We start from the raw sequence: 23760 nt of genomic DNA on the forward strand, positions 1-23760 counted from the left end.
TGCAGACAAGGCTAACCGGGAAAGATGATTTGGAGAAAATGAAGTCCAACGACGAATGCGATGAAAACCTGCAAAAATACAGTTTTTTCTAACGCAATCGCTTGTTTGAAAGGAAAAACCTGCAAAAATACAGTTTTTTAGCGCTAATGTCGCTAAGAACTCAGAATGTGCGCCCAAAAGATGTATTTTTGCAGGAATTATTTATAGAGTATTGCTTGAAGGGGAAAAAGATGCACTTTTGCAGGAATTTCCAATTAAGAGTACAGTTTTTTTACTGGCTTCAGCTATTCGCCTGCTACATATGCGGCAAGCAGTTTTGTTGTGTTGAAGATCGCTTGTTTATGTGTTCTTTCCATTGCGTGAGAGGCGTGTACACCCGGACCAATGAGCGCAGCGCGAATGTTATGACCAGCTTGAAGGGCTGCAGAAGCATCTGAACCATAGTGTGGATAGATATCTACGACATAAGGGATGTTTATTTCCTTCGCAAGCTCGATCAGGCGTCCTGTCATATCATAATCATATGGCCCGGAGGAATCCTTGGCGCAAATAGATACGTCAGTTTCCTTACAGCTCAGGTTGTCACCTATAGCTCCCATATCGACAGCGATCATTTCATGGACACCGTCTGGAATCCAAGCTGCTCCATGTCCTACTTCTTCATAATTGGATATCAATAATACTAGATCATGCCGTGGAGTCCATCCTTCACGACGGCTCGACTCCAGCAATCCGAACAGAGCGGCAACACTGGCCTTGTCATCCAGATGGCGGGATTTTACATAACCACTGGGGGTTACAACTGCACGCGCGTCAAAAGAGATGTAGTCTCCGACAGAGATGCCCAGCTTCTGAACATCCTCTTTATTTTCCACAAGCTCGTCGATTCTTATCTCCATATTTTTCTCGTCACGTTTGTATTCTCTGGCATCGCTATATACGTGAACCGAAGGATGGGAGCTCAAAATTGTACCGGTGTAGTTTTTACCGCTGCGGGTGTGAATGATGCAGTATTCGTTCTCAATGCTGTTCATCATGAAGCCGCCGACAGAAGTAATCGCTAACGTTCCGTTTGAATTTATAGCTCGTACCATAGCGCCAAGAGTATCGACGTGAGCGCTGATTGCAATACATCTGGAAGAATCCTTCCCTTTAAGCGTGAGCAGAGCTCCGCCTTTCTCATTTTGAGAAAACGGGATACTGAGAGATTCAGCCTCAGATAAAATGATCTTCATCACATCGCGGGTAAATCCGCTCGGGCTAGGCGTATCGAGCAATTTTTTGAGTATGTCTAGAATGTATGATTCATTCGGTTGAATGTTCACGATTAAGCCTCCTCATAGCTTTAAACAAGTATATTATTTAGTGTCCGCAGAATTGTCCGCAGAAGTTTCTGCTGATGCTGGTTCCGCAGCAGTAGGATCTGGGAACACGTATCCAGTAGCATCTTGGATATGTACGAGCTTGGCATTGAGGTTTTTAACTTCTTTTTGAAGACGATAACCGCGATAAATACCAAAAGAACCAACAATCAAACCGCCTAACAGCGTACATCCAAGAATCAGCAGAATTAGCGGAAGACTGACGGAGCCGAACAATAAATTGACTTCGACGGGGTCTACATTAATAACTGCAAATACGGCGGTAATCAATGCAAAGATCAGAGCAATAATCAAGGACCACTGTATCCTCATGAGGCAACACCTCCTTTATATTCACAGTATAAAATCCCTTACCCATCAAGGGCAAGGGATTAGTAAGCGAAGTGGAAGCTATCACTATAAATTATTTAGTCAATTGCTCCATTTGCTCAATAACGTTCTCGAATACGCTCATCGCTTCGCGAACCGGCTGAGGTGTCGACATATCAACTCCGGCTTTACGTAAAATGTTGATGGAATAGTCGCTGCCGCCGCTCTTCAGGAAGCTGAGATAACGATCAACTGCAGGCTGGCCCTCCTCCAGAATTTGCTTGGAGAAGCTCGTTGCAGCCGAGAAGCCTGTAGCATATTTGTAGACGTAGAAGCTGGTATAGAAATGAGGAATACGTGCCCACTCCATTTCGATTTCTTGGTCCACGACCATTTCTTTTCCATGATATTTAAGGTTTAGATCATAATAAATAGAGCTAAGCTCTTGCGGAGTTAACGATTCTCCTTCCTCGGCGCGTTCGTGAATCAGCTTCTCGAACTCTGCGAACATCGTCTGACGGAACACCGTTGTCCGGAATTGGTCAGCGTAGTAAGTCAGCAGGTAGAGCTTCTGCTTCGGATCAGATGAATGCTTCAGCAAGTAATCCATAAGCAATGCTTCGTTCGTCGTAGAGGCTACTTCGGCAAGGAAGATTGTGTACTGAGCATCACGATACTTCAGATTCTCATCAGAGAAGTAAGAATGGAGGGCATGCCCCATTTCATGAGCCAGAGTGAACATACTGTTCAGGTTGTCCTTGTGGTTGAGCAGAACAAAAGGATGTGTGCCGTATGCACCCCAGCTGTATGCCCCGGTCCGTTTGCCTTCATTCTCGTAAACATCAATCCAGCGGTTGTTGAAGCCATCGCTCAGCACTTTGAGATAGTTGTCTCCCAATGGTTTAAGACCCTCAAGGATGATGTTTTTTGCTTCATCATATGAAATATCCCATTTATATTCTTCTACAAGCGGGGCGAACAGATCATACATATGAAGCTCATCGACACCAAGCAATTTTTTGCGCAATTTCATATAACGATGAAGAAGGGGCAAGCTCTCGTGGATCGTATCAATCAGATTGCTATACACGTCCTTTGGAATATTGTCCCCATACAGTGACATTTCCAATACAGAAGGGTATTTACGCACACGAGAATAGAACATGTTCTTGTTTACGTTGGCGCTTAGAGTCGCGGCGATTGTATTTTTTTGCTTGCCGTAGGTTTCGTATACTGCTTTAAAGGCACGACGGCGAACGTCCCGATCAGGATTTTCTAGAAATTGAATGTAGCTGCCATGAGTCAATTCAACCTCATTACCATGCTCATCTTTAATTTTGGGGAATTTAAGATCCGCATTGTTGATCATGCCAAAAATGTTTTGCGGAGCTTGAGACAGATTGCCTACCTGGGCTAATAACGCTTCTTCTACTTTAGTAAGAACATGCGCCTTTTCGCGTTTGATTTCCTGCAGAGTGAATTTGTAGTCAGCCAGCTCAGGGTTCTCAATTAGAGCATCCAACTCCTGCTCTGGAAGAGATAATATTTCCGGCGTAATAAAAGAAAGCGCCTCACTGATTTCTACGTTCAGTTTTTTTGCTTTTTGAGATAGTGCCTGATATGTAGGGTTAGTTGTATCCTGATCATGGTTAAGATGGGCGTAAACGTAAAGACGCTCTACATTGTAGGAAATTTCGTCTTCCAGTGTAAGTATAGCTTTTACATTTTCAGCGGAATTTAACTTGCCCTCGTATTGATTCACTTTGCTTACCAGGTTTTTTAAATTCTTATAAGCTTGATCCCATTCTGGTTGATCGGAAAACATGTCATCCAATCTCCATGTGTTCTCTTCCTTAATTTCCGAACGTTTAGGTAATGTGCTCATCGGTATCCTCCTTGGCTTTGAATAAGATGAAGCTGACGTTGGTTGCCCCGTCGCAGCACCGGGTATGGCAGACATCAGCAAGCAACTGGACAGCAGGAGGGGGAGCAGACGGTTATACATTCAAAAGACCTCCAATTTAAAGGGGCATTTTTCTAGTATTCCCGTTGTTCCATCAAATATTTATCTCCCGCAGGCAGTACATTAGCATTAGCTGTCATAGTCTATGAACTATTTATGTTCTAGATCACGAGAAAACTGTAGATAATGAGGCAAAATGCTAAAGCTACCATAATAGTAGCGGTAAGGGCAAGGCCGCGTCTCATTTTAGTTGGAATACGGTCTCTAGTCATTATAATGACGACACCAAGTGCAAATGCGCTTATTATGAAAATAAGAAGATTTGAAGTATCCATTCAGAGTGACTCCATTTCATTTAATATTAGATCTGCTTGAAGGAAGCCATAAGTTCCTTCCATTCGTCTTCCTTACCATTAAACTCTTCTTTTGGAAAGCGGTTGTTCACCCATTGCATCATCGCAGGACGACTTAGAAATGTATGACATTCCTCTCCCCATTGGTCGGAAATTTCCCGTAAAACGATGTATTTCCCTTGAACCTCTACGGTCATCATATTCCATTTGTCCCGTTTGTATATTTCATGTTTTTTAATCATTATCACAATTCTCCGATCTTACATTTAAACTAAGTACATTTTTATGTAAAATCATAACTCAGCCTATAAAGGAAAGCAAATACATCGCAGCAGCAAAGCTACATAAAGTTAATGTTTTTTATTTTGAAAAAATGACACGTTGCATTGTCGTAGGTCATAGAGTATAATATGGGTATTCGTCAATGATGGCGATTATTTTTAGGAGGTTGTTCATTTGAAAGGTACAGTTAAATGGTTTAACGCAGAAAAAGGCTATGGCTTCATTCAAGTTGAAGGTGGCGAAGATGTATTCGTACATTTCTCCGCAATCCAAGGCGACGGTTTCAAAACATTAGAAGAAGGCCAAGCTGTTGAGTTCGAAATCACTGACGGCAACCGTGGTCCTCAAGCTGCTAACGTAATCAAATTATAAGATCATTATCCGTATAACGGATCTACTTATAAAGTTTGGTTCCAAGCACGATATGAAAGACACAGCTCTGAATGGAGCTGTGTTTTTTTGCGTCTACCTCTTATTTCTTAGATGATCATATCGCCATTTGGAATAATTAACGATAAAATCAATGAAGGATATTGTAGCTGATGTGATGAAAGAACAAATAGTGAAAAAAAGAATGTTCAAAATCAGTGACAAACAGTTGTCACCAATATCATGTTATTGTTAGGGTGAAGCGGATGAACAGGATGGATAGAATGCTGGCAATCGTTATGGCTCTACAGCAGCGAGCGGAGACAGCACAATCTCTTGCAGACAAAATGGAAGTGTCCAAGCGTACCGTACTGCGCGACATTCAGTCTTTATCTGAAATTGGCGTTCCGATTTCAGCGCTATCAGGCCCTGGTGGCGGTTACCGACTTATGGAAGGATATCAACTTCCACCGCTTAATTTGGATACAGGGGAAGCTTTAGTGCTCTTGCTAGCTTTAGATGCGATGGCTAAATATAGCGACAGCCTTTTTCAACAAGCGAGATGGACGGTAACTGATAAGGTTAAGGCAGTACTTCCAGAGGGGACACTAAATCAAATATCTTCTATTCTTCAGCATGTTGAGATGGAAGTACCGGAACGAGCTTATAAGACCCCGCTTTTAGATGACATAATGGAATATACAACAAAAAATAAATGGATGCGGGCATTGTATCGTTCCCAGAACTATAAAAGACATGTTGAGATTAAGCCTTGCCGTGTATATGCAGCACATGGTTTTTGGTATTGCGAGGCGTATTCCATTCTGCATGGAGAAAAAAGAACGTTTCGGGTTGATCGTTTCGTTGAGCTCAAGGAAATGGATGATCCGAATATTCAAGATATCGAAATCGTTAAAGCAAGTGGTGGAGATGATCCATCCATCCGGATTGTAGCAAAGTTTACTTATCGCGGCGCATTACTGGCTGAGCAGGATACGCACATCGGTCATCTGGTGGGGCAAATTAGTGATGAAGAATGGGTAATCGATTTTGAATGTCCTTTCTCTGAGTGGAATTGGGCGATATCTTTTTTCTTTCAATTAGGTCTTGATGCAGAGGTTATGGAGCCTGAAAAGTTAAGACAAGAGCTGAAGGAACGGGCAACTCAGCTTACATCTAGGTATAAATCGTGAATCATAAATCAACAGGCCAGGTTCATCGGCAGAGAGGCGGAGGTACTGTGACAACGGGATGGAATAAAACATTGGTACTGGCAGAGCGTTTACGTAGACAGGGATTTACTGAACCGTTAGCTGATTATCAAGATGAAGTGGCTTACATATCTTTATTTCGCAAACTGCAGCCGGTGGCTCCAGTGCATTTTACTCGGCCAGGTGATCCGCCAAAGCTTGTCCATCGCACGGAATATGATGATATGGAGATGTCTTCATCGTTAAGGGTACGTCAGTCTCTAGTCAAGGGACGGTTTCAGGGCGGTCGTGTTGCTTATGTGCTTGAAGACGATTTGAAGCTTTATGCTACGGCATTCTGCAAGCGTCCTAAAGTATTCAAGCAAATACACGAAGATGTCATGATAGCGGTAAAGGAATCGGGTGGATTAACAAAAGAACAGTTAAAGGAGGATCTCCCGTATCCTCCTGGAGAAGTTGGAAAAGCGCTTCAGGACTTGCAGACAGCCTTCCTGCTCTATGAGCAGCAGACCGACAATGACTGGGATACTGGATGGTTAATATTTGCCGAAGAATGGTTTGAAATCTCAGATGATCCTGAAAACTATGAAGCAGCGGTAATGAAGGTTCTGCTGCAATTTATAGAATCAATGGTGTTTGCAAGTGAAGTTAGCATTAAAAGCTGGAGCGGTTGGACGGCTAAAACGATACGTCATGTGGTGAGCAAGCTAGTTGAGTGCGGTGAATTGATCAGCGTTGACATCGAGGAATTAGGTAAAGGCCTGATGAGAAGCCATGATATTCAGTTAGCAGAGAAGCAGGAGCTTGATTCCAGAATCCCGCGAAGCATCTGGATGCTGGACAAGTCGGATTATCTCGTACGCGCTGAATTAGATGATCTCCAGGCTCGATACAAAGGCTTGGAAGTTCTGCAATATTTACTCGTTGACGGAGTTTTTCGCGGTGTTGTACTTGGACACTGGCGAATTGGTCCCTATGATATCGATGATATTTTAATGGAATTGGATGAAACGGAGACAGCAGAACGTAAAGAGGAAGTATTGCATGCCGTTCGCAAAATATATGATCCCAGCTACCACGCTATTCTACGTTATAACGGGCAAAAGTGTTGAAGTCAGTTAATTGAAAAACTAAATTTGGTAGGGAGGCGGTTCTTGATGACGATACACAGCGGTGATGTATTTGAGCGTGCCAGAACATTTATTTATAGCAGTGCCAGATTGCTTGATCGGATGAGATTTGCTTATCTTTTTGAGAAGGGATCTAAGGAAAAGGTACTTCAAGCTCTTCGTGCATATCAAAATGAGGATGGAGGCTTCGGTCATGCATTGGAGCCTGATATGCGATGTCCAGATAGTCAGCCGGTTGCAACGGAGGTGGGACTTTACATACTGAATGAGGTGAAGTCCTGTGACACAGAAATTTTTGACGGCGTATTATCGTATTTAAAGTCAATCACGTTAAGTGGTGGAGGGTTGCCAAGAAGTACAACCCGAGTGAATGATTACCCTCATGCACCATGGTGGATAACTGAGCAGGACGATATTCCGTCGATAAACCCGACAGGAAGTATTGTTGGAATGCTGATGGCTCAGAATGCTCGTATTGATTTTTACGATGAACCTTGGTTTCGTAGTCATATATCATTTCTATGGAACTGTCTTGAGGAGAACCTTCCGAATGATTTCCATGATGCTATGCAGTGGATACCTTTTTTGGAGCACGTTGAAAAGGTTACAGGCCAGGACACAGAGAGAGTGAATCACTACCGTGCGATTCTTGATCACTGGCTAAGCGGACCGAAAGGAATTGAGCGGGACGAAAATGCAGAGGGCTATGTACATAAAGTGCTGGATTATGCCCCTGAGCCAAAAAGCTATGCTTCACGAATAGTATCGGACGAAGAGGTAAATCGACATCTTGATTGGTTTATTTCTACACAGCAGGAGGATGGGGGTTGGGGAATTTCATTTCCGTCCGTTAGTGTGGCGAATGAGCAGGAATGGAGAGGTTGGCTAACCGTAGAGCGTCTGAAAATATTAAAAGCCTACGGGGTGCTTAATCTGTAGGAGAACAGATGCTTAGGGGCTGTCCCAAAAGTAGGGTTAGTGTCAAAACTAGAAATAGCGGTGCAAGGAAGATGATCCTGTACCGCTTGATCCTGCCACGCATTCTATGACCGTATCTCATGTGTAATAGTGTCATGATGCGGAATTCCTGAAATTCCTGCAAATATACAGGCTTTGTTTATGTAAAGCCTCTAAATGCCCTAAATTGCTGCAAATGTGCAGGCTTTCTCTAAGGATTCTCTTCAAACTAGTCAATTCTGAACCATATTCCTGCATTTTTGCAGGAATATGGTTCAACCTTTCATGACTACTTTAAAAAAACTGTATTTTTGCATCCTTTTCCTGATATCTTGCCTTTACACTGCTAAACAAGAAGCGTCCCTCAAAGTTATCTTAGATAACTTTTGGGACAGCTCCTTCTTAATTCCCTTTACATTGGTTCATCATGGTTGGTAGACGAAGTATTTGCATGATTTGGTGATGGTGAGATGTAAGCTGATGCTACTGGGACAGCGGGCTTTGGACCGCGATACAGATAACGGCTGGCAAACCCGATACAAGCTGCAATAGCTGTAATCATCGCGATGAGATAGAAGCTTTGTCTTCCAAAATGCTCGAACAGCAGACCGCCAAATGTTCCGCTGATCAGTCCGGATAAACTGGACCAGACAATGGTAAACAGCGCCATTCCGGTAGCACGGAATTGATCCGGAATGAGCCGGGTCAGCATACGAATCGCTGTAACATAAAAGATACCAAAGGTGAAGCCATGCAACAACTGGATCATGACGATGCCAACAGCAGAATCAACGCCACTCATCAGGAAAAATCGTAGTGCAAAAATAAGACTGGCTATAACGAGTAAGGGCAGCTCTTTGTATTTATCACCTCTAAAGCTTAGGTATAGAAATACAGGGATTTCTGAGCCGGATGATGCGAGCATGGCCCAACCAATTAATCCCTTGCTAGCTCCGAGCTCACTCAGTGAAATAGTTAGAAAAGCATCATTCATCCTTGTTCCAAGTGCAAGCAAAAAGACACATGCAAAAAACCATAAAAGTTCCTTTTGTCGAAATATCGGTACGATTCCTGACAAATTCATTTTGGCTACTGGAGTACTCTGATCCTTAATAAATAAAGTCAATATCAAACATACACTGGTAATGGCAATGGATACTTTCATGATCTCTGCAGAACCGATGAGTGATAGTACATATCCAATAACAATGGAAAGAATTGCAAAGCCTATAGACCCAAATACCCGGATCGATATAAAGCTTTTCCCGTGATTTTTTGCCGCGTTGATTGCAATGGTGTCTGATAATGGAAACACGGGATAATAGAAGAAATAGAAGAGTGTTATAACAAGTACAATGACCGAAAAAGTCGTTGTAGAAGATAAAATGAAAATCATTGCAATTTGACCTATCAATAAAATGATCATTATTTTTTTGATTGTTCTATATTTGTCGCTAGCTATGCTCCATATCAGGTTAGCGATTAATGAGATCATCGGTCCGAGTGCAAATAATAATCCGATCTGACTTTTAGTGAATCCGATCTCAGCGTAAAAGAGTGGGAAGTAGGAGAAGATCAGAACGCTTGTTCCGTAAATAGTAAATGCGAAGGCACGAAGCCAATAAAGCTCCGACCGGGTTGGAGTTTTTTTCATACCAAATACACTTCTCCGTTTCGTCAAGGTAAGAGATGCCAAGTGATGTGAGATGCGCCAGTGATTGATAAACGGCATATGCTTGCTAGTATATCATAACCTGCCTGTGATTTTGTTTATTTGTACAAAAAGTTGGAACATATTATAATATAGAATGATTTTTATTAATTAGTTTTTTAACAACGTAGTGGAGGCAGGCCATTGATTGAACTTGAGCAAAGCCGAAACCAGTTTCCAAAAGAACCGATCAGGTTGATGAGCCGCGTATATAAGTTTATTTTGCCAGAGGTTCGCAAGGAGCTGGATGGGTGGAGGCAGGAGGCCGGGAATATTCCCGATCCTGAGCTAAGAAGACAAGCACTTGCCAGTATAGCCACCAAAGAGTTTCATTGTCAGGGAGGCGCTGTGTATGCAGCAGCTAACTTACAGATGCGTCAAGTGTTAGTCCCTCTGATTGTAGCTTTTCAGACAATAAGCGATTATTTGGATAATTTGTGCGACAGAAGTACCTCGATGGATGAGAGGGATTTCAGGCTTTTGCATCAGAGCATGCTTGATGCGGTTGAGCCGGAATCCAAGGTGCAAAACTATTATGCATTACGCGAGGAACAGGATGACGGAGGGTACTTGCATCTTCTCGTACAAACCTGTCGCGACAATATTGCCAAACTCCCTGGATATAGTGCTGCCAAGCCGCAAATATTAGATTTGGTAGGTCTCTATACCGACCTGCAGGTGTACAAGCACATTGCTCCGGAAAATCGCGAGTCTGCTTTGCTTAAATGGTGGGAGCAACATAAAGGACGCACGCCGCAGCTTCAATGGAATGAGTTCGCTGCAGCAACGGGATCTACCCTTGGTGTATTTATGTTGTTTTTAGCAGCAAGCAATGACAAGTTGGATCGTAATAGCGCTGAATTGATCCATGGAGCTTATTTCCCTCATATTTGTGGTTTACATATTTTGCTTGACTATTTAATAGATCAGGTGGAGGATGAAGTGGGCGGGGATCTCAATTTTTGTAGTTACTATGATAATAAGGAAATGATGCTGAGCCGGATCGCTCTTATTGTTGAGGGAGCACGCCGGGACATTAAGAAGCTTCCAGCACCTTCGTTTCATCGGATGATTATTGAAGGATTGCTGGCTCTTTATTTATCTGATCCCAAGGTAAGTCAGCAACAGGAAATTCGCGATGCTTCCAGGCAATTAATGAGAAGAAGCCCGCTGATGCGACTGTTTTTTTTCGTAAATAGCCTTTGGATTCGCAAACATTTATAAATGAAATGTGCATAACTTTAAGGAGGAATCATCATGTCAGCAGTAAAAAAAATCGCAGTTCTCACCAGTGGAGGAGATTCACAAGGCATGAACGCAGCTGTGCGTGCCGTTGTACGTAGTGGATTATTCTATGGTCTTGAGGTGTTCGGTATTCAACGTGGTTACCAAGGCCTATTGAATAATGACATTTTCTCGATGGATATTCGCAGCGTAGGTGACATCATCCAACGTGGGGGTACGATTCTGCAATCTGCCCGCTGCCTGGAGTTCAAAACACCTGAAGGCCAGCAGAAAGGTGCACAAATACTGCGTGACCGTGGAATCGACGGTTTAGTGGTTATTGGTGGAGATGGTTCTTATCAAGGTGCTGAGAAGTTAAGTAAGCTTGGGATTAAGACAATGGGACTTCCAGGTACAATAGATAATGATATTTCGTTCACGGATTACACCATCGGTTTTGACACTGCAGTAGGTATTGTTGTGGATGCAGTAAACAAGCTGCGTGACACGATGTCTTCTCATGAACGCGCGTCTGTTGTAGAAGTAATGGGGCGTCACGCTGGAGATATTGCTCTTCATTCAGGTCTTGCTGCGGGAGCGGAAACGATTCTGGTTCCTGAGGTTCCATTTGATTTGAATGAAGTTGCGGACCGTATGAGACAAAACTTTGATAAAGGCAAGAGACATAGCATCGTTATCGTTGCTGAAGGTGTTGGTAAGGGCGAGGAAGTAGTACAAGCAATTAAAGAACGCCAACCATCTCTTGAGCCACGTGCCACTGTACTCGGACATATTCAACGTGGAGGATCTCCAACTCCTTTTGACCGTAATCTGGCAAGCCGCCTGGGTGATTTTGCTGTACGCAGCTTGATCGCTGGGGAATCCAACAAAGCATGTGGTATGATTGGTGGAGAAATGGTATTGACTGATATAGAAAAGGTTGTAGCTACCAAGAAGCAGTTTGATATGGAATTGTATGAGCTAGCTTCCCGTTTGTCACAATAATAATTATCGAATTGCATAATAAAGAGGGAAATCCGAAGCCTTAGATCAAGGCAATGGATTTCCCTCTTTGATTTGAAGCTGCATTTTCCGTTGGACTGCGAATAAACGCTTCATTTTTTATTTATACTCAACGCTACCTGTATATTTATTAGAAGCGTTCCACAGCAGGTATTCATCGATATTGGATTCTTTCAACGCACGAATTTGTTCTTCAACCTCATGTTTGCCATACTTCGTATAATGACCTTTGCCAAGCCAGCTGGCTGTAAAATCTTGAATCCATGGGCGAATGATGGGCTTATTATCACCCAACGGTTCAAGTTTTTTGTGCGTATCGGCGATAGCACCCTTAATAGTCTGATAAGGTGCTCTGTCAGGGGCCTGAGCGTTAAACCAGCCTGTCGTATAGTGACTTGGATAAATCATTGGACAGATGACATCCACCTGATCTGAAATTTGAACAAAGTCTTGACCAATTCCTTCAGCAGCGGGAACTGATGCAGCATATCCGAAAATATCTACCGAAACTTTGATGCCAAGTGGCTCCAATTGTTCCTTGGCATAATTCACAAAAGAAGTAACAGCATCGATTCGGCTGATATTACTTTTTTCATATTTAAGAGAGTCTGCGCGCTTCTCGAAGCCTTCCGGAAAACGCACATAATCAAACTGAATTTCTTTGAAACCGAGCTTGGCGGCTTCCTTAGCAACTTCTATATTATAATCCCAGACGACTTTACTATACGGATTGACAAAGCTATCTCCCTTGCTATTGCTCCATACGGTACCATCACTATTACGGAATGATAGCTCCGGGTTTTTCTTTGCGAGAATCGTATCTTTGAAAACGACGACACGTGCGATAGGATATATTTCATGACTGTTCAGACGTTCCATCAGCTTATTGATATTAGAAATAAAAGGCTGCGGCTTGCCCATTTCGATCAGTTTGGGATTATCTGTTTTGTATGTAATGTAGCCTTCATCATCTTTGATATCGATAACCATAGCGTTGAGATCAGTAGAATCGACCAGATCAACCAATGTGCTCATTCTTGAACCGCCTGCGCTGTAAGCGGTAACGTAAATTCCTTTGACAACAGGAGCTGCTTCAACATTAGGACCCGCTGTGATTTTATTTGGTGTAAGCGGATCTTCCATTCGACCTTGAGAAGCATTAGTTATAAATGTTTGAAAAGAGGATTGCGCGATTTCGGTCATTCGATGGTCATTGTGGTTCGCTGGTTCAGCATTATGACCGGAGCTCATTGCTAGAATTAAAAGAGTCCATAAGATGTTCATAAGATTCCTCTCCCTTGTATACGCTGTAATAATTATAAATGATGGTGAGGCGGATAAGGTTAATTATAATAGATTACTATATTAATAAGGAATAAAAAAAACCGTTTCTTCTGCTTGCGACAGAAGAGACGGTTTATAAAGCACAATGTATTTAATGAAGAAACGCTGAATTTTGATGCTCGCAGATGCTGAACTGGATGATCTCCATCGCATCTTCCGGTTCCAGAATGGTCAGACCATCACGAAGGATGATCATGGAGTCAAGTTCCTTCTGGTTTAAAAAAGGCAACATATCTGGGAACCACTTCATGACGATTTGTGCCAGTTTTACCGTTTCCATTTCCACAACAATCACCCTTTCCTATTAGAATCATTCGTTCTGAATCATTCCTACATCGGAAAAGCAAAAAGCTGGTGAAATAAGGTAAAGCTGAATTATACAGTTTACAAAGGAACCGCTTGTTATCAACATTATAGCACAGTTAAGAAGAAATGTAACGGCGAGTTACCTTCTTCTAAATGATCCCATTACTCCGACAGTTTCAACAATATTAACGAATGCGGAGGGATCAGTCTTCCGAATAATTTCCTTCAGCTCGGTCAATTCGTAACGTGTTGTCACTGTCATAAGCATATCTTTCTCTTTATGAGAAAAGGCACCTTCTGTTTTGATGAGTGTTACACCTCGGGGAAGAGTGAGGAGCTTGGCCAACAGCTCATCCGTTTTTTCCGTAATAATGTACAGGGTAACCTTGTTATGGCTGATATGTATCAGGTCCAGCACTTTACCAGAAATATATATCGACAACATGGAAGCAAGCGCCAAATTCCAATCGCCCTCTAGATAACCCATAGAGAAGATTACTGCTGCATTGAGAACAACTAGGATGCTGCCAACAGGGAGATCGCGGTAGCGAGTGACTATAGAACCAACGATGTCAAAACCTCCCGAAGAACCACCTACTCGAAATGAAATGCCGCTTCCTATGCCAACAAGCACGCCGCCAAATGCCGCGGACAGCAGCGTGTCCGTAGCGACGGGCTGCTGTGGTATTAGGGCCATAGCCCATGTTACCGCGGCTACTGATAAAATGCTGAGACCGATAAAACGTTTGCCAAGCATGAACAATCCTATAATAAGTATAGGAACATTGTAAGCTAGGTACATGGTATTGATGCTAAGGGGGGAGAAGTATCCGGTAAGCATGGCAAGACCGGATACACCACCGCTAAGTAAATGATGCGGAACAAGGAACAAGTTGAAGCCGGATGCGATAAAGACTGCTCCGATTATTATGACAATACAGTTCCTAATATCCTTTAACACTGAAAAATCACCTCTCGTTGATATTGGGAGTATCCCAACCTGCTTGCTGGTATTCTTTTATTGTTTTGTGCTATAATGTGTGAGATATTCTTGAGTGGGGTTGTTTTCTGTTTTAAAAACAGCAAGATATCAGTATTTACCGTCTAAGGTTCTCTAACTTTCCAGTGCCTTATGTAAGTTTTTTTGGCCTGTTGGATAGTCTATAAACGTTAGAATGCTACTTAAGAATACAGTTAACACTGTGGAATGTCCACTATATAGAAGGAGTATGAACAATTTGAACACATTTGCAGATTTTGGCCTAGAGCCTAAAGTATTACAAGCTATTACCGAGCTTGGATTTGAGGAAGCGACTCCGATTCAAGGCAAATCCATTCCTATCGCACTCACTGGAAGAGATATGATTGGACAAGCTCAGACAGGAACAGGGAAGACAGCTGCATTTGGCCTTCCGCTCATTAACAGAATTCCAAAGGATGAAGATCGGATTGTAGCGCTTATTATGACACCAACGCGTGAACTTGCAATTCAAGTAGCTGAAGAGATTGGTAAATTAGCACGTTTTAAAGGTACACGCTCTTTGCCTATTTACGGAGGACAAGACATCGTTCGTCAAATTCGCGCTTTGAAGAAGAAACCTCAAATTATTATCGGTACCCCGGGTCGTTTGCTTGATCACATTAACCGTAAGACGATCAAACTTGACGACGTGAAGACTGTCGTCCTTGATGAAGCAGATGAAATGCTGGATATGGGTTTCATGGAAGATATTCAGTCGATCCTGAAGCTTGTCCCCGAAGAACGCCAAACGATGTTATTTTCCGCTACCATGCCAGCAAATATCCAGAAGTTGGCTCAGCAGTTCCTGAAAAATCCTGAACATGTATCCGTTATTCCAAAACAGGTTAGCGCACCGTTGATCGATCAAGCTTACATTGAAGTTCATGAACGCCAAAAATTTGACGCTCTGACTCGTTTGCTCGATATGGAATCTCCAGAGCTTGCTATTGTCTTCGGTCGGACAAAACGTCGTGTAGACGAACTTGCTGAAGCTTTGCAAAAACGTGGATATTCTGCAGATGGTTTGCATGGTGATTTGTCCCAACATCAACGTGATAACGTGATGCGTAAATTCCGTGATGGAAGTATTGACGTATTGGTAGCAACAGATGTAGCTGCTCGCGGTCTTGACGTTTCTGGCGTATCACATGTTGTGAACTTTGACTTGCCGCAAGACCCTGAGAGTTATGTTCACCGTATCGGCCGTACAGGTCGTGCTGGTAAAGAGGGTGCTGCATGGTCTTTTGTAACACCACGTGAAATTGACCATTTGCATTTTATCGAACGCATTACTCGTCATAAAATTGCTCGTAAACCTCTTCCAAGTATTGCAGAGGCTATTGAAGGTAAGCAACGGATTACTGCTGAACGGATTATTGAGCTTGTGGAAGCGGCAGAGCTCGGTGAATATAAAGGTATGGCTATCCAATTACTTGAGCAATATGATTCTGTTAATCTGCTTGCGGCTGCGTTCAAGCTTATTACTGGAGATAAGAATGACAAAGCAAATATCGAACTCACACCAGAGGAACCAATTCGTGTGAAACGTCGTAATCCAGACATTCGCTCTAGTGGACGCAAACCTTCTGGATATGGAAATCGTGGCGGCGGCAGTGGTGGTGGCGGCTATCGTCGTGACAATCGTGAAGGCGGAAGTCGCGAAGGTGGAAATCGTGGCGGTTATGGTAACAAGGGCGGATATAATAAAGAAGGAGGACGTGATTCATATCGTTCTTCGTCATCTTCTTCAGATCGTAAGCCGCGTTCAAACTATAATAACGGTGATCGCAGACCATCGAAACGTAACGACAACAATTCTTTCGACAATTAATTGGTTGAATGCAATAAACAAAGGCGGGGCACTATGCCCCGTCTTTATTTATTCATATTAATTAGTAAAGGATTGTGCGGCTCACGATAACTAGCAAAATGAACAAAACCAAAATTGTGCCAGTGGAAGTCCAGAAACCTCCATATCCTCCTGCTTGGGACATGAGATTACCTCCTTTGATTTGTGAATAATTGAAGTTACGGTATATACTATGGTAATAAGGAATTATAGGATTAGACATTCACCTATGTGTGTACGAAATTAGGCGCTGGATAGAGATGTGCTAATCATGTATAGTTATTACTAGACATAATTATCACTTTCGGAGGGAGATTTTTACTTGGATAAAGGGTTTATGGGCGGTTTGTATAAAATAACGGAGTGGATCATGAGGATCGCTGGAAGTAATCTGTTATGGCTAATTTGTTCATTGCCATTCATGATTCCTGCGGGTACGAAGTTTATGTTATATCTTAACCCAGTACCTGGACTAGAAAATGAAATTTTTACTTATCTAGCTATGGCTATTTTGGCTCCATTTGTTTTTTTTCCTGCTACTTCAGCGTTATTTTCGGTTACCCGGAAGTGGGTAATGGGTGAAACGGATTTGAGCATTATCAAAGTGTACTTTAAGGGTTACAAGGAAAATTATAAACAAAGCATGATCGGCGGAATTTTCTATACTCTTCTTGTAGTAATTATGGTGTTTGATTACAACGTATACATGAAGCAGCTCGAAAATATGCAAATGATTGGTATTATCATATTGATCTTTCTAATCATTGCGTTTGTGTCTTTGTTCAACTTCTTCTCGATGGTTGCTCATTACCATATGAAGACAACGCAGATCATCAAAAATGCTATTTTGTTAACGATTATCAAACCATTTAGAATGTTGACTACAGTCATTTGTACCGCAATTCTGTTTTTTCTTACGCTTAAATACGGCTGGCTGATTCTTTTTGGCTTAGGAAGCTTGACTGCATTAGTCGCATATTTCAACTTCAACGTTGCTTACAATAAGATTCAGGAAAAAGTAGACAAAATGAATGCAGATAAAAATGGTGAAGAGTCTAACGCTGAAGGCGATAGCTCTGAAGAAGTGCTTGAGCTTGAGTCTGGAGAGCAAAGGGAAAAAGAATAGTACTAAGGTGATGTCAGGAATATTTTACCTGATGATTACAAGTGCAGTTAAGTTTACATTTGATTAATGAAGTTTTATAATAGGTTTACGTCCTGCGATGTGCGTTTCGGTTCTATGTTGTTTTGAACCAATGACGATGTCTCGGGAGATCTACATTGCATCATGGCTGAAAGGCCCTATCCATGAGATTTGGGGACTTCAAAAGTGATGCTGCGATCACCCACCTGCTAATGGCAGGTTCGAGACAATGTAACCGGACGGCATAGGCGGGTCTTTTGTTATGAATTGAACGGCACCTTGAGGCTTTTGTTAAAGCTTCAAGGTGCTTTTTTGTTAATGCCAAGTAAACGCTCTTTTGTTTGTTCCTCAAGAATGATAAACTGTAATGTAAGTACAAGTTGTTTGAGGAGTTATAAAGGAGGCAGAACGGGTTGTCATTAAAGAGAACATTAGCCGGTATATTTCGCAGTCAGGAGGGAACGAGTGATCGTGCGAAAGTACCTGAATTAAAAACAAGATATTATCAAATGTCGAAGGATAAAATTTGGGAGGAAGTATCTTCGACACTTAAGAAAATTCCTGGTTATAAAGTCACGCATGAGGTTCCTTCAGTAGGTGAAATTACATTGGAGAAACGCACTGCTTTTGGACGAACTATGGATATTACGGTCTCTATCGTTTCTACAGGACCTGTTCGTAGTGCGATTGACATTTATTCTGCTACCCGAGGATCAATGGGCGATCTGGGTGCGAATTACCGTAATATTATGCATTTATTTGGGATGCTGGACAAGAAACTGTCCTCACATAAAATCTCGTCACCGTCATAATTTTTACATGCACCGCGCTAAAATAAGCGAGCAGGGAGGGGAGCCCTCCTTACTCGCTTTTCGTGTATACAGGTTATTAAACGCCGCAATAATGATTAGGACAACAGTTGTTTGACTGCGTCGATAGGTGCATCATAGTTCGGGTGTTCGCCCATTTCTTTAAGTACTTCGACATAACGGATCGTGTTTTCTTTATCAAGAACGAATACTGCGCGATGATCAAGCGCAAATTCTTTGATAAATACGCCGTATGCTTTACCGAAGGAGTTGTCCTTGTAGTCAGATAGAGTAATTACTTGGTCGATACCAGCAGCTCCACACCAACGTGATTGTGCAAATGGAAGGTCTACGCTGATGGTCAATACGATAACATCATCGCCCAGGGTTGCTGCTTCTTGGTTAAAGCGGCGGGTTTGAGCGTCACATACGCCTGTATCGAGAGAAGGAACGACACTAATTAGCTTGATTTTCCCTGCGTAGTCTTGGAGAGAAGCCTCTTCGAGCAAATTTTTGCTAATTTTGAAGTCTGGCGCAGTGTCGCCAACCTTCAGTTCCGGACCTACCAGGGTAATGGGATTACCTTTAAATGTAGCTACGCTAGCGCGTTCTTGTGTCATTTTAATTTCTCCTCCTATAGATTAGATATTGTTTTCAATTTTAATTATAATATTTATAAAAAGAGATTGTCCAACTTTAGGAAATAGTTAGATAACATTATTGAACGAAGGAAGGTTCGCAACATGATTTTTATTCGATATGAAAGCTGGAAAAGCTATCTTCGGTATTATCCGATAACTTGTCTATTATTAGCTGCGAATATTGTGATGTTCATCATCGTTACGATAAATGGGGGTTCAACGAATCTTGAAACCTTGTTGAAATTTGGGGCAATGGCGAATTATGGGCATTATCCAGAAGAAATGTGGAGATTGTTCACGGCTATGTTTTTGCATAACGGGTTCAACCATTTGCTCTCAAATTGTTTTGCGATCCTGGTGTTTGCACCTCCGCTTGAGACCTATTTAGGCAAATGGCGATATGCGCTGCTTTATCTTGGAAGCGGCTTAGTTGGCAACATAATTTCATTAGGAGCATATCGTCATGCTATGGATACTATCTCTGTCGGCGCCTCAGGAGCGATATACGGCGTGTATGGAGCGTTTCTATATATTGCACTTCTACAGCGTAATCTTATGGATGAGAGCTCGCGTAAGACGCTGTACAGCTTGCTGATCGTTGGGGTAGTGTTCTCGGTTGCGGTTCCTCAAATCAACTGGGTAGCTCATTTTGGTGGGCTCCTCGGAGGCTTTTTTATTTACGGAATCATTATAAGATTGTTAAAACGCCGTTGAAGAGATGATAACTAAATGGTACATTTAAGATAAATAAATTTTATCTATTTGTATCTTTTAGAAATGTAAGCCCTTTTATTTTGCCCTTATTTCGATTATATGAAGATGCGAAATGGAGCGATCAGATTCGTGGAACTTAGACAACTGCAATACTTCGTAAAAGTGGCGAAAAAAGAGCACGTCACTCAAGCGGCAGAAGAGCTGCATGTGGCTCAATCCGCGGTAAGTCGGCAAATTCATCAGTTGGAGCAGGAGCTTGGAGTTAATCTGTTCATGCAGAAGGGGAGAAATTTGCACCTGACGGCAGTCGGGCAGCTGTTTTGCAGCCGTGTAGAAACTATTCTTAAGGATTTGGAAAGGGCCGTTAGTGAGGTTCATGAATTTCTGGACCCTGAACAAGGAGAGATCAGACTAGGTTTTCCGAACAGCCTTGGAATTCATATTATACCTAGTGTAGTGGCGGAATTCCGCAAACTCTACCCTAACGTCAAGTTTCGGTTCCGACAAGGAACGTACCCAACCTTAATTCGTGACGTGGTGTCAGGAGATGTGGATCTCGCTTTTATATCTCCGTTTCCGGAGAACCACAATCAGGTGGCAGGTAATGTAGTGCTGACAGAGGATTTAGTCGCTATTTTACCGCCTGGTCATCCGTTGTCAGGCGAACAGAGCATAACCCTTAATCAATTAAAAGATGATAAATTTGTATTGTTTAGTAAAGGATACTCTCTGCGTCCGATTGTGTGGCATGCGTGCCTGGAGGCTGGATTTACCCCGAAGATTGCATTTGAGGGGGAAGAGACAGATACGATTCGTGGACTTGTTGCGGCGGGAATGGGCGTGAGCCTGCTGCCGGAAACGGCGCTGTTTCAGAGCTTTTCCCTCCAGCCAAGCAGAGTTCGAATTTCAGTTCCAAAGGTAACGCGAACGATTGGACTTATTCATCGTGCAGATGAAAAGCTGCCGCTCGTTGCTCAATCTTTCCGTATTTTTCTTCTTGAATATTTTGGACTACAAATCGATACTCCGCCGAGCCAGTGATCGGCGGTTTTTTTATTTGCAAGCAACAAAGACCCTTCTGTCTCCGTCATGCTGGGCGGAGTGAAGGGTCTTTGTATTTGTCAGTATTATTCGCGATTGCTAGTGAATATCAAAATGTAACGAATCAGTTCAAGCAGGGAAATAAGAGCTGCTGCTACATAAGTTAGCGCAGCTGCGTTCAACACTTTACCGACGCCGCGTTCTTCATTTTGTGTAACATATCCTTGGCTTAACATGATTTTTCGGGCACGGCTGCTGGCATTAAATTCGACTGGCAGTGTAACAAGCTGGAACAGAACTGCTGCCGAGAAGAAGATGATCCCAAGGCCAATCAGGTTAAATGCTTGGAAGATGATACCAGCCAATAAAAGGAACGGTGCAATCCCGGAAGCAAAATTGACAACAGGGAACATTTTATGACGAAGCACTAGCATCGGGTAAGATTCTTTATGTTGAATGGCGTGACCAACTTCATGACAGGCTACAGCGACTGCTGATATCGTGCGTTCATAATATACAGGTTCAGAAAGGCGAACGACACGTTTGATCGGATCATAGTGGTCAGATAGTGTACCTCTAACCGGTTCGATGGGTACGTTGTAAAGACCGTTGGAATCCAGCATACGTCTTGCGGCATCATGGCCTGTGAGACCATATGAATTTTCAACTTTTGCCCATTTGTTAAAGGTTCCCTTAACACGGAATTGAGCCCAGACGGAGAGTCCGAAAGCCAATAAAATGGGAATTAACATTATGTCAGAGTACATCAAGCATTCCTCCAAAAGTAATTGAATATTTAGCTAAAAGGAACATTGTTCATCAAAATACGAAGTGCTTCGATACAGGCAAGGCTTTGAGGCATGATGTTGGAAAATGCGTGACGTGCCTGTCCGGGCTTAAGGCTGGAAATGAGGGGCTCAAGCTCCTTTACTTCACGCTCAAGCTGCTGAAGGTGTATTTCCAACGAACTTAATTTTTCAGTTACATGTTCTTCGTTGCTTACCTTGTTCCAAAGCTCCAGCTTCTCACGAATTTCTTCAAGAGTGTATTTTTCCTGTTTTAAAAGATTAATTCGCTCCAGCCTGTTTAAGGTTTCATTACTATAAAGACGGTAATTTTTTTGAGTTCTGCTCTCGGGTGAAATAAGTCCCATCTTAGTGTAGTAATCAATAGTGCGCTCACTTACGTCTGCAGCCTTGGCCAATTCTCCTATCCGAAATAATTTTATAACTCCAATATAATCACCTCTTTCTAATTATTTATACGTGAAACATAGAGGTTATACCTAAATGATAACTGATCTATAAGTGTACAGTCAAACGTCATGCTTTATTAAAGAAAGTAACTAATTCACAATAAAATACGTGAATATCTAACATGATGTGTTAATTAATATAAATTATTTTCGGTTTTTTTAAAAAAACTATTGTCATATCTGCTTCTTTAGTCTTATAATCACCTTAACCTTTTATTTTGTGTTAGGAAATATGACATTGAGGAGTGGGGATCTATGAAAAAGAAATGGCTCTATGGATTGTTAGGAACTGCAGCTATGTTTGCTTTTCCGGTATCAGCTTTTGCAGCAGAAGGTGAAGTAACTCCAGCGGTATTAGAGATTGGACTAAATACACTTTTTGTTTTTGTAGCTGCAATGTTAGTATTCTTCATGCAAGCCGGATTCGCACTTTTGGAAGCTGGCTCAGTTCGAATGAAAAATGCGGGTCACGTAGCAGGTAAAACAGTTCTTACATTAGGTATTTCAATAGTTGCTTGGTGGGCTTTAGGTTTTGGTTTCGCATTTGGTGATGGTAACGGCTTCTGGGGAACAACTGGCTTCCTCTATGGCGGTGACGGGGCAATTGGTTCATTTAGTGGTCTTTCTGAGATCGGAATTTCACTAAATATGATGTTCTTGTTCCAAATGGCATTTGCGGCAGTATCCTTGGCAATTGCTTGTGGCGGTATGGCTGAAAGAGCAAAGCTAAGTGTATATATCGTATTCGGCATCATATTTATAGTAGGAATTTATCCTATTGTATGTCACTGGGTATGGGGCGGCGGCTGGTTAGGCAGTCTCGGAATGCAAGATTATGCAGGCTCCACGGTAGTTCACCTTACAGGTGCTACAGCTGCACTCGTTGCAACAGTGTTGCTAAAACCACGTCTTGGTAAATACAATAAAGATGGTAAACCAAATAGTATTCCAGGTCATAACCAAGTGTTGACTGTTCTCGGTGTAATTATTTTGTGGATTGGCTGGTTTGGATTTAACCCAGGTAGTGCGTTAACTCCACTTGGTGATGGATTCTTCGGTTATGTATTAATGACAACAAACCTTGCAGCTGCTGCTGGTGCTGTTGCTGCACTACTGATTTCCTGGGCAGTAATGGGCAAATCTGATATTCCAAGTATGTTGAATGGTGTGCTTGCTGCGTTAGTTGCAATTACTGGTTCTTGTGCATTCGTTGATGCTTGGGCTTCCATTATCATTGGTGCTGTAGCAGCTATTGTAGCATTCCTGGTAGGTAGATGGATTGAACGTATCGGAGTTGATGATCCAATCTCTGCAATTTCTGTTCACGGTGTTGCTGGTATCTGGGGTGCTATTTCTACAGGCTTGTTCGCTACTCCTGAGCTTGTAGGGACAACTGGTGTAGGTAAAGAAGGGTTATTCTACGGCGGCGGCTTCGGACAATTGGGCGTGCAATTGCTAGGGGTTATCGGAACATTTGCTTTCGTTCTTGTAGTTTCCTTTATCGTACTTGGTGGAATGAAAATGATTATGGGGCTACGCGTTACTGAAGAAGAAGAAATGATGGGTCTTGATATTAGTGAGCACGGCACTTATGGTTATCCTGAACAAATGAGTCTGTTGAATCAATCAACTGCTTCTGGCTCTGGAAATACACAAAACTTATAAGAGAGATTCTGAACTTATAATGTGATTAGCAGCAGTGACATCATTTAGAAAGGAAGT

25 protein-coding genes and 1 other RNA gene are annotated in these 23760 nt (G+C 42.3%); 13 read left to right on the forward strand and 13 right to left on the reverse strand.

The genetic code is table 11. The features are described 5' to 3' along the window. Positions 1-284 precede the first annotated feature (284 nt). The 5 genes from BLS49_RS13135 to BLS49_RS13150 form a co-directional block, all read right to left on the reverse strand. Positions 285-1325: a M42 family metallopeptidase gene (locus BLS49_RS13135; protein WP_091230991.1), complete on the reverse strand. Its 1041-nt coding sequence runs from the start codon at positions 1323-1325 to the stop codon at positions 285-287. Positions 1326-1358: 33 nt separating this feature from the next. Then, positions 1359-1694, reverse strand: a complete 336-nt coding sequence (locus BLS49_RS13140) for a LapA family protein (RefSeq protein ID WP_091230994.1) — start codon at positions 1692-1694, stop codon at positions 1359-1361. 91 nt (positions 1695-1785) lie between these two features. Next, positions 1786-3576: an oligoendopeptidase F gene (pepF, locus tag BLS49_RS13145; RefSeq protein WP_091230996.1), complete on the reverse strand. Its 1791-nt coding sequence runs from the start codon at positions 3574-3576 to the stop codon at positions 1786-1788. Positions 3577-3815: 239 nt separating this feature from the next. Continuing rightward, a complete protein-coding gene (locus BLS49_RS24840) occupies positions 3816-3989 on the reverse strand; it encodes a hypothetical protein (RefSeq protein ID WP_175471404.1) in 174 nt (57 codons plus the stop codon). Between the two features lie 26 nt (positions 3990-4015). Next, complete coding sequence (locus BLS49_RS13150; protein WP_091231001.1) at positions 4016-4249, reverse strand: hypothetical protein; 234 nt, start codon at positions 4247-4249, stop codon at positions 4016-4018. Positions 4250-4463: 214 nt separating this feature from the next. Here BLS49_RS13150 and BLS49_RS13155 point away from each other — a divergent pair, with 214 nt between their 5' ends. The 4 genes from BLS49_RS13155 to BLS49_RS13170 all read left to right on the forward strand — a co-directional run bounded on the left by BLS49_RS13155 (position 4464) and on the right by BLS49_RS13170 (position 7938). After that, positions 4464-4661 carry a cold shock domain-containing protein gene (locus BLS49_RS13155; protein ID WP_018750471.1) on the forward strand — a complete coding sequence of 66 codons (198 nt, stop codon included), beginning with the start codon at positions 4464-4466 and terminating at the stop codon, positions 4659-4661. Between the two features lie 263 nt (positions 4662-4924). Continuing rightward, positions 4925-5851 (forward strand): helix-turn-helix transcriptional regulator, encoded by a 927-nt coding sequence (locus tag BLS49_RS13160; RefSeq protein WP_091231006.1) that lies wholly within the window; start codon positions 4925-4927, stop codon positions 5849-5851. A 47-nt stretch (positions 5852-5898) separates the two neighbouring features. Beyond that, on the forward strand, positions 5899-6981 hold the full coding sequence (locus tag BLS49_RS13165; RefSeq protein WP_091231009.1) for a DNA glycosylase AlkZ-like family protein: 1083 nt from the start codon (positions 5899-5901) through the stop codon (positions 6979-6981). 45 nt (positions 6982-7026) lie between these two features. Further along, the gene (locus tag BLS49_RS13170) at positions 7027-7938 is read left to right on the forward strand and encodes a prenyltransferase/squalene oxidase repeat-containing protein (protein WP_091231013.1); all 912 of its coding nucleotides are present in this window, start codon (positions 7027-7029) and stop codon (positions 7936-7938) included. A gap of 430 nt (positions 7939-8368) precedes the next feature. Here BLS49_RS13170 and BLS49_RS13175 read toward each other — a convergent pair whose 3' ends face one another. Continuing rightward, positions 8369-9610 (reverse strand): MFS transporter, encoded by a 1242-nt coding sequence (locus tag BLS49_RS13175; RefSeq protein WP_091231016.1) that lies wholly within the window; start codon positions 9608-9610, stop codon positions 8369-8371. Positions 9611-9811: 201 nt separating this feature from the next. Between BLS49_RS13175 and BLS49_RS13180 the strand changes: the two genes are divergently transcribed. Further along, entirely contained in the window at positions 9812-10891 is a 1080-nt protein-coding gene (locus BLS49_RS13180; RefSeq protein ID WP_091231020.1) for a tetraprenyl-beta-curcumene synthase family protein, read from the forward strand. 33 nt (positions 10892-10924) lie between these two features. Beyond that, positions 10925-11896 (forward strand): 6-phosphofructokinase, encoded by a 972-nt coding sequence (gene pfkA, locus BLS49_RS13185; RefSeq protein ID WP_091231024.1) that lies wholly within the window; start codon positions 10925-10927, stop codon positions 11894-11896. Between the two features lie 117 nt (positions 11897-12013). Here the strand turns inward: pfkA and BLS49_RS13190 are convergent, their stop codons facing one another. The 3 genes from BLS49_RS13190 to BLS49_RS13200 all read right to left on the reverse strand — a co-directional run bounded on the left by BLS49_RS13190 (position 12014) and on the right by BLS49_RS13200 (position 14525). Beyond that, positions 12014-13198, reverse strand: coding sequence for a putative glycoside hydrolase (locus tag BLS49_RS13190; RefSeq protein WP_091231029.1), 1185 nt, complete (start codon positions 13196-13198; stop codon positions 12014-12016). A 151-nt stretch (positions 13199-13349) separates the two neighbouring features. Beyond that, entirely contained in the window at positions 13350-13538 is a 189-nt protein-coding gene (locus tag BLS49_RS13195; RefSeq protein ID WP_175471405.1) for a hypothetical protein, read from the reverse strand. A 165-nt stretch (positions 13539-13703) separates the two neighbouring features. Next, a complete protein-coding gene (locus BLS49_RS13200; protein WP_091231035.1) occupies positions 13704-14525 on the reverse strand; it encodes a YitT family protein in 822 nt (273 codons plus the stop codon). 277 nt (positions 14526-14802) lie between these two features. Here BLS49_RS13200 and cshA point away from each other — a divergent pair, with 277 nt between their 5' ends. Further along, positions 14803-16416 (forward strand): degradosome RNA helicase CshA, encoded by a 1614-nt coding sequence (cshA, locus tag BLS49_RS13205; RefSeq protein ID WP_091231038.1) that lies wholly within the window; start codon positions 14803-14805, stop codon positions 16414-16416. Between the two features lie 61 nt (positions 16417-16477). Here cshA and BLS49_RS13210 read toward each other — a convergent pair whose 3' ends face one another. Beyond that, complete coding sequence (locus BLS49_RS13210; RefSeq protein ID WP_091231041.1) at positions 16478-16579, reverse strand: sporulation protein YjcZ; 102 nt, start codon at positions 16577-16579, stop codon at positions 16478-16480. A gap of 192 nt (positions 16580-16771) precedes the next feature. On the opposite strand from BLS49_RS13210, the gene BLS49_RS13215 reads away from it, so the two are divergent. From BLS49_RS13215 to BLS49_RS13225, 3 genes are all read left to right on the forward strand, one after another. Continuing rightward, positions 16772-17560 (forward strand): YesL family protein, encoded by a 789-nt coding sequence (locus tag BLS49_RS13215; protein WP_091231168.1) that lies wholly within the window; start codon positions 16772-16774, stop codon positions 17558-17560. An 86-nt stretch (positions 17561-17646) separates the two neighbouring features. After that, a non-coding RNA gene (gene ssrS / locus BLS49_RS13220) (6S RNA) lies at positions 17647-17837 on the forward strand. 154 nt (positions 17838-17991) lie between these two features. Then, positions 17992-18390: a DUF1499 domain-containing protein gene (locus tag BLS49_RS13225; RefSeq protein WP_091231045.1), complete on the forward strand. Its 399-nt coding sequence runs from the start codon at positions 17992-17994 to the stop codon at positions 18388-18390. A gap of 95 nt (positions 18391-18485) precedes the next feature. On the opposite strand, the gene tpx is transcribed toward BLS49_RS13225, so the two are convergent. After that, positions 18486-19007 (reverse strand): thiol peroxidase, encoded by a 522-nt coding sequence (tpx, locus tag BLS49_RS13230; RefSeq protein WP_091231048.1) that lies wholly within the window; start codon positions 19005-19007, stop codon positions 18486-18488. Between the two features lie 123 nt (positions 19008-19130). Between tpx and BLS49_RS13235 the strand changes: the two genes are divergently transcribed. Together BLS49_RS13235 and gltC are read left to right on the forward strand one after the other, a co-directional pair. Continuing rightward, entirely contained in the window at positions 19131-19742 is a 612-nt protein-coding gene (locus BLS49_RS13235; protein ID WP_091231051.1) for a rhomboid family intramembrane serine protease, read from the forward strand. Positions 19743-19871: 129 nt separating this feature from the next. Next, entirely contained in the window at positions 19872-20783 is a 912-nt protein-coding gene (gene gltC / locus BLS49_RS13240) for a glutamate biosynthesis transcriptional regulator GltC (protein WP_091231055.1), read from the forward strand. An 86-nt stretch (positions 20784-20869) separates the two neighbouring features. On the opposite strand, the gene BLS49_RS13245 is transcribed toward gltC, so the two are convergent. Both BLS49_RS13245 and BLS49_RS13250 read right to left on the reverse strand, forming a co-directional pair. Beyond that, positions 20870-21550, reverse strand: coding sequence for a zinc metallopeptidase (locus BLS49_RS13245; protein WP_091231058.1), 681 nt, complete (start codon positions 21548-21550; stop codon positions 20870-20872). Positions 21551-21579: 29 nt separating this feature from the next. Further along, entirely contained in the window at positions 21580-22020 is a 441-nt protein-coding gene (locus tag BLS49_RS13250; protein WP_376769601.1) for a MerR family transcriptional regulator, read from the reverse strand. Positions 22021-22293: 273 nt separating this feature from the next. Here BLS49_RS13250 and BLS49_RS13255 point away from each other — a divergent pair, with 273 nt between their 5' ends. Beyond that, positions 22294-23703, forward strand: coding sequence for an ammonium transporter (locus BLS49_RS13255; protein WP_091231065.1), 1410 nt, complete (start codon positions 22294-22296; stop codon positions 23701-23703). Positions 23704-23760 lie beyond the last annotated feature (57 nt).

The sequence above is a fragment of the Fontibacillus panacisegetis genome (assembly GCF_900102215.1).
In the GTDB taxonomy this organism is placed as follows: Bacteria; Bacillota; Bacilli; order Paenibacillales; family Paenibacillaceae; genus Fontibacillus; species Fontibacillus panacisegetis.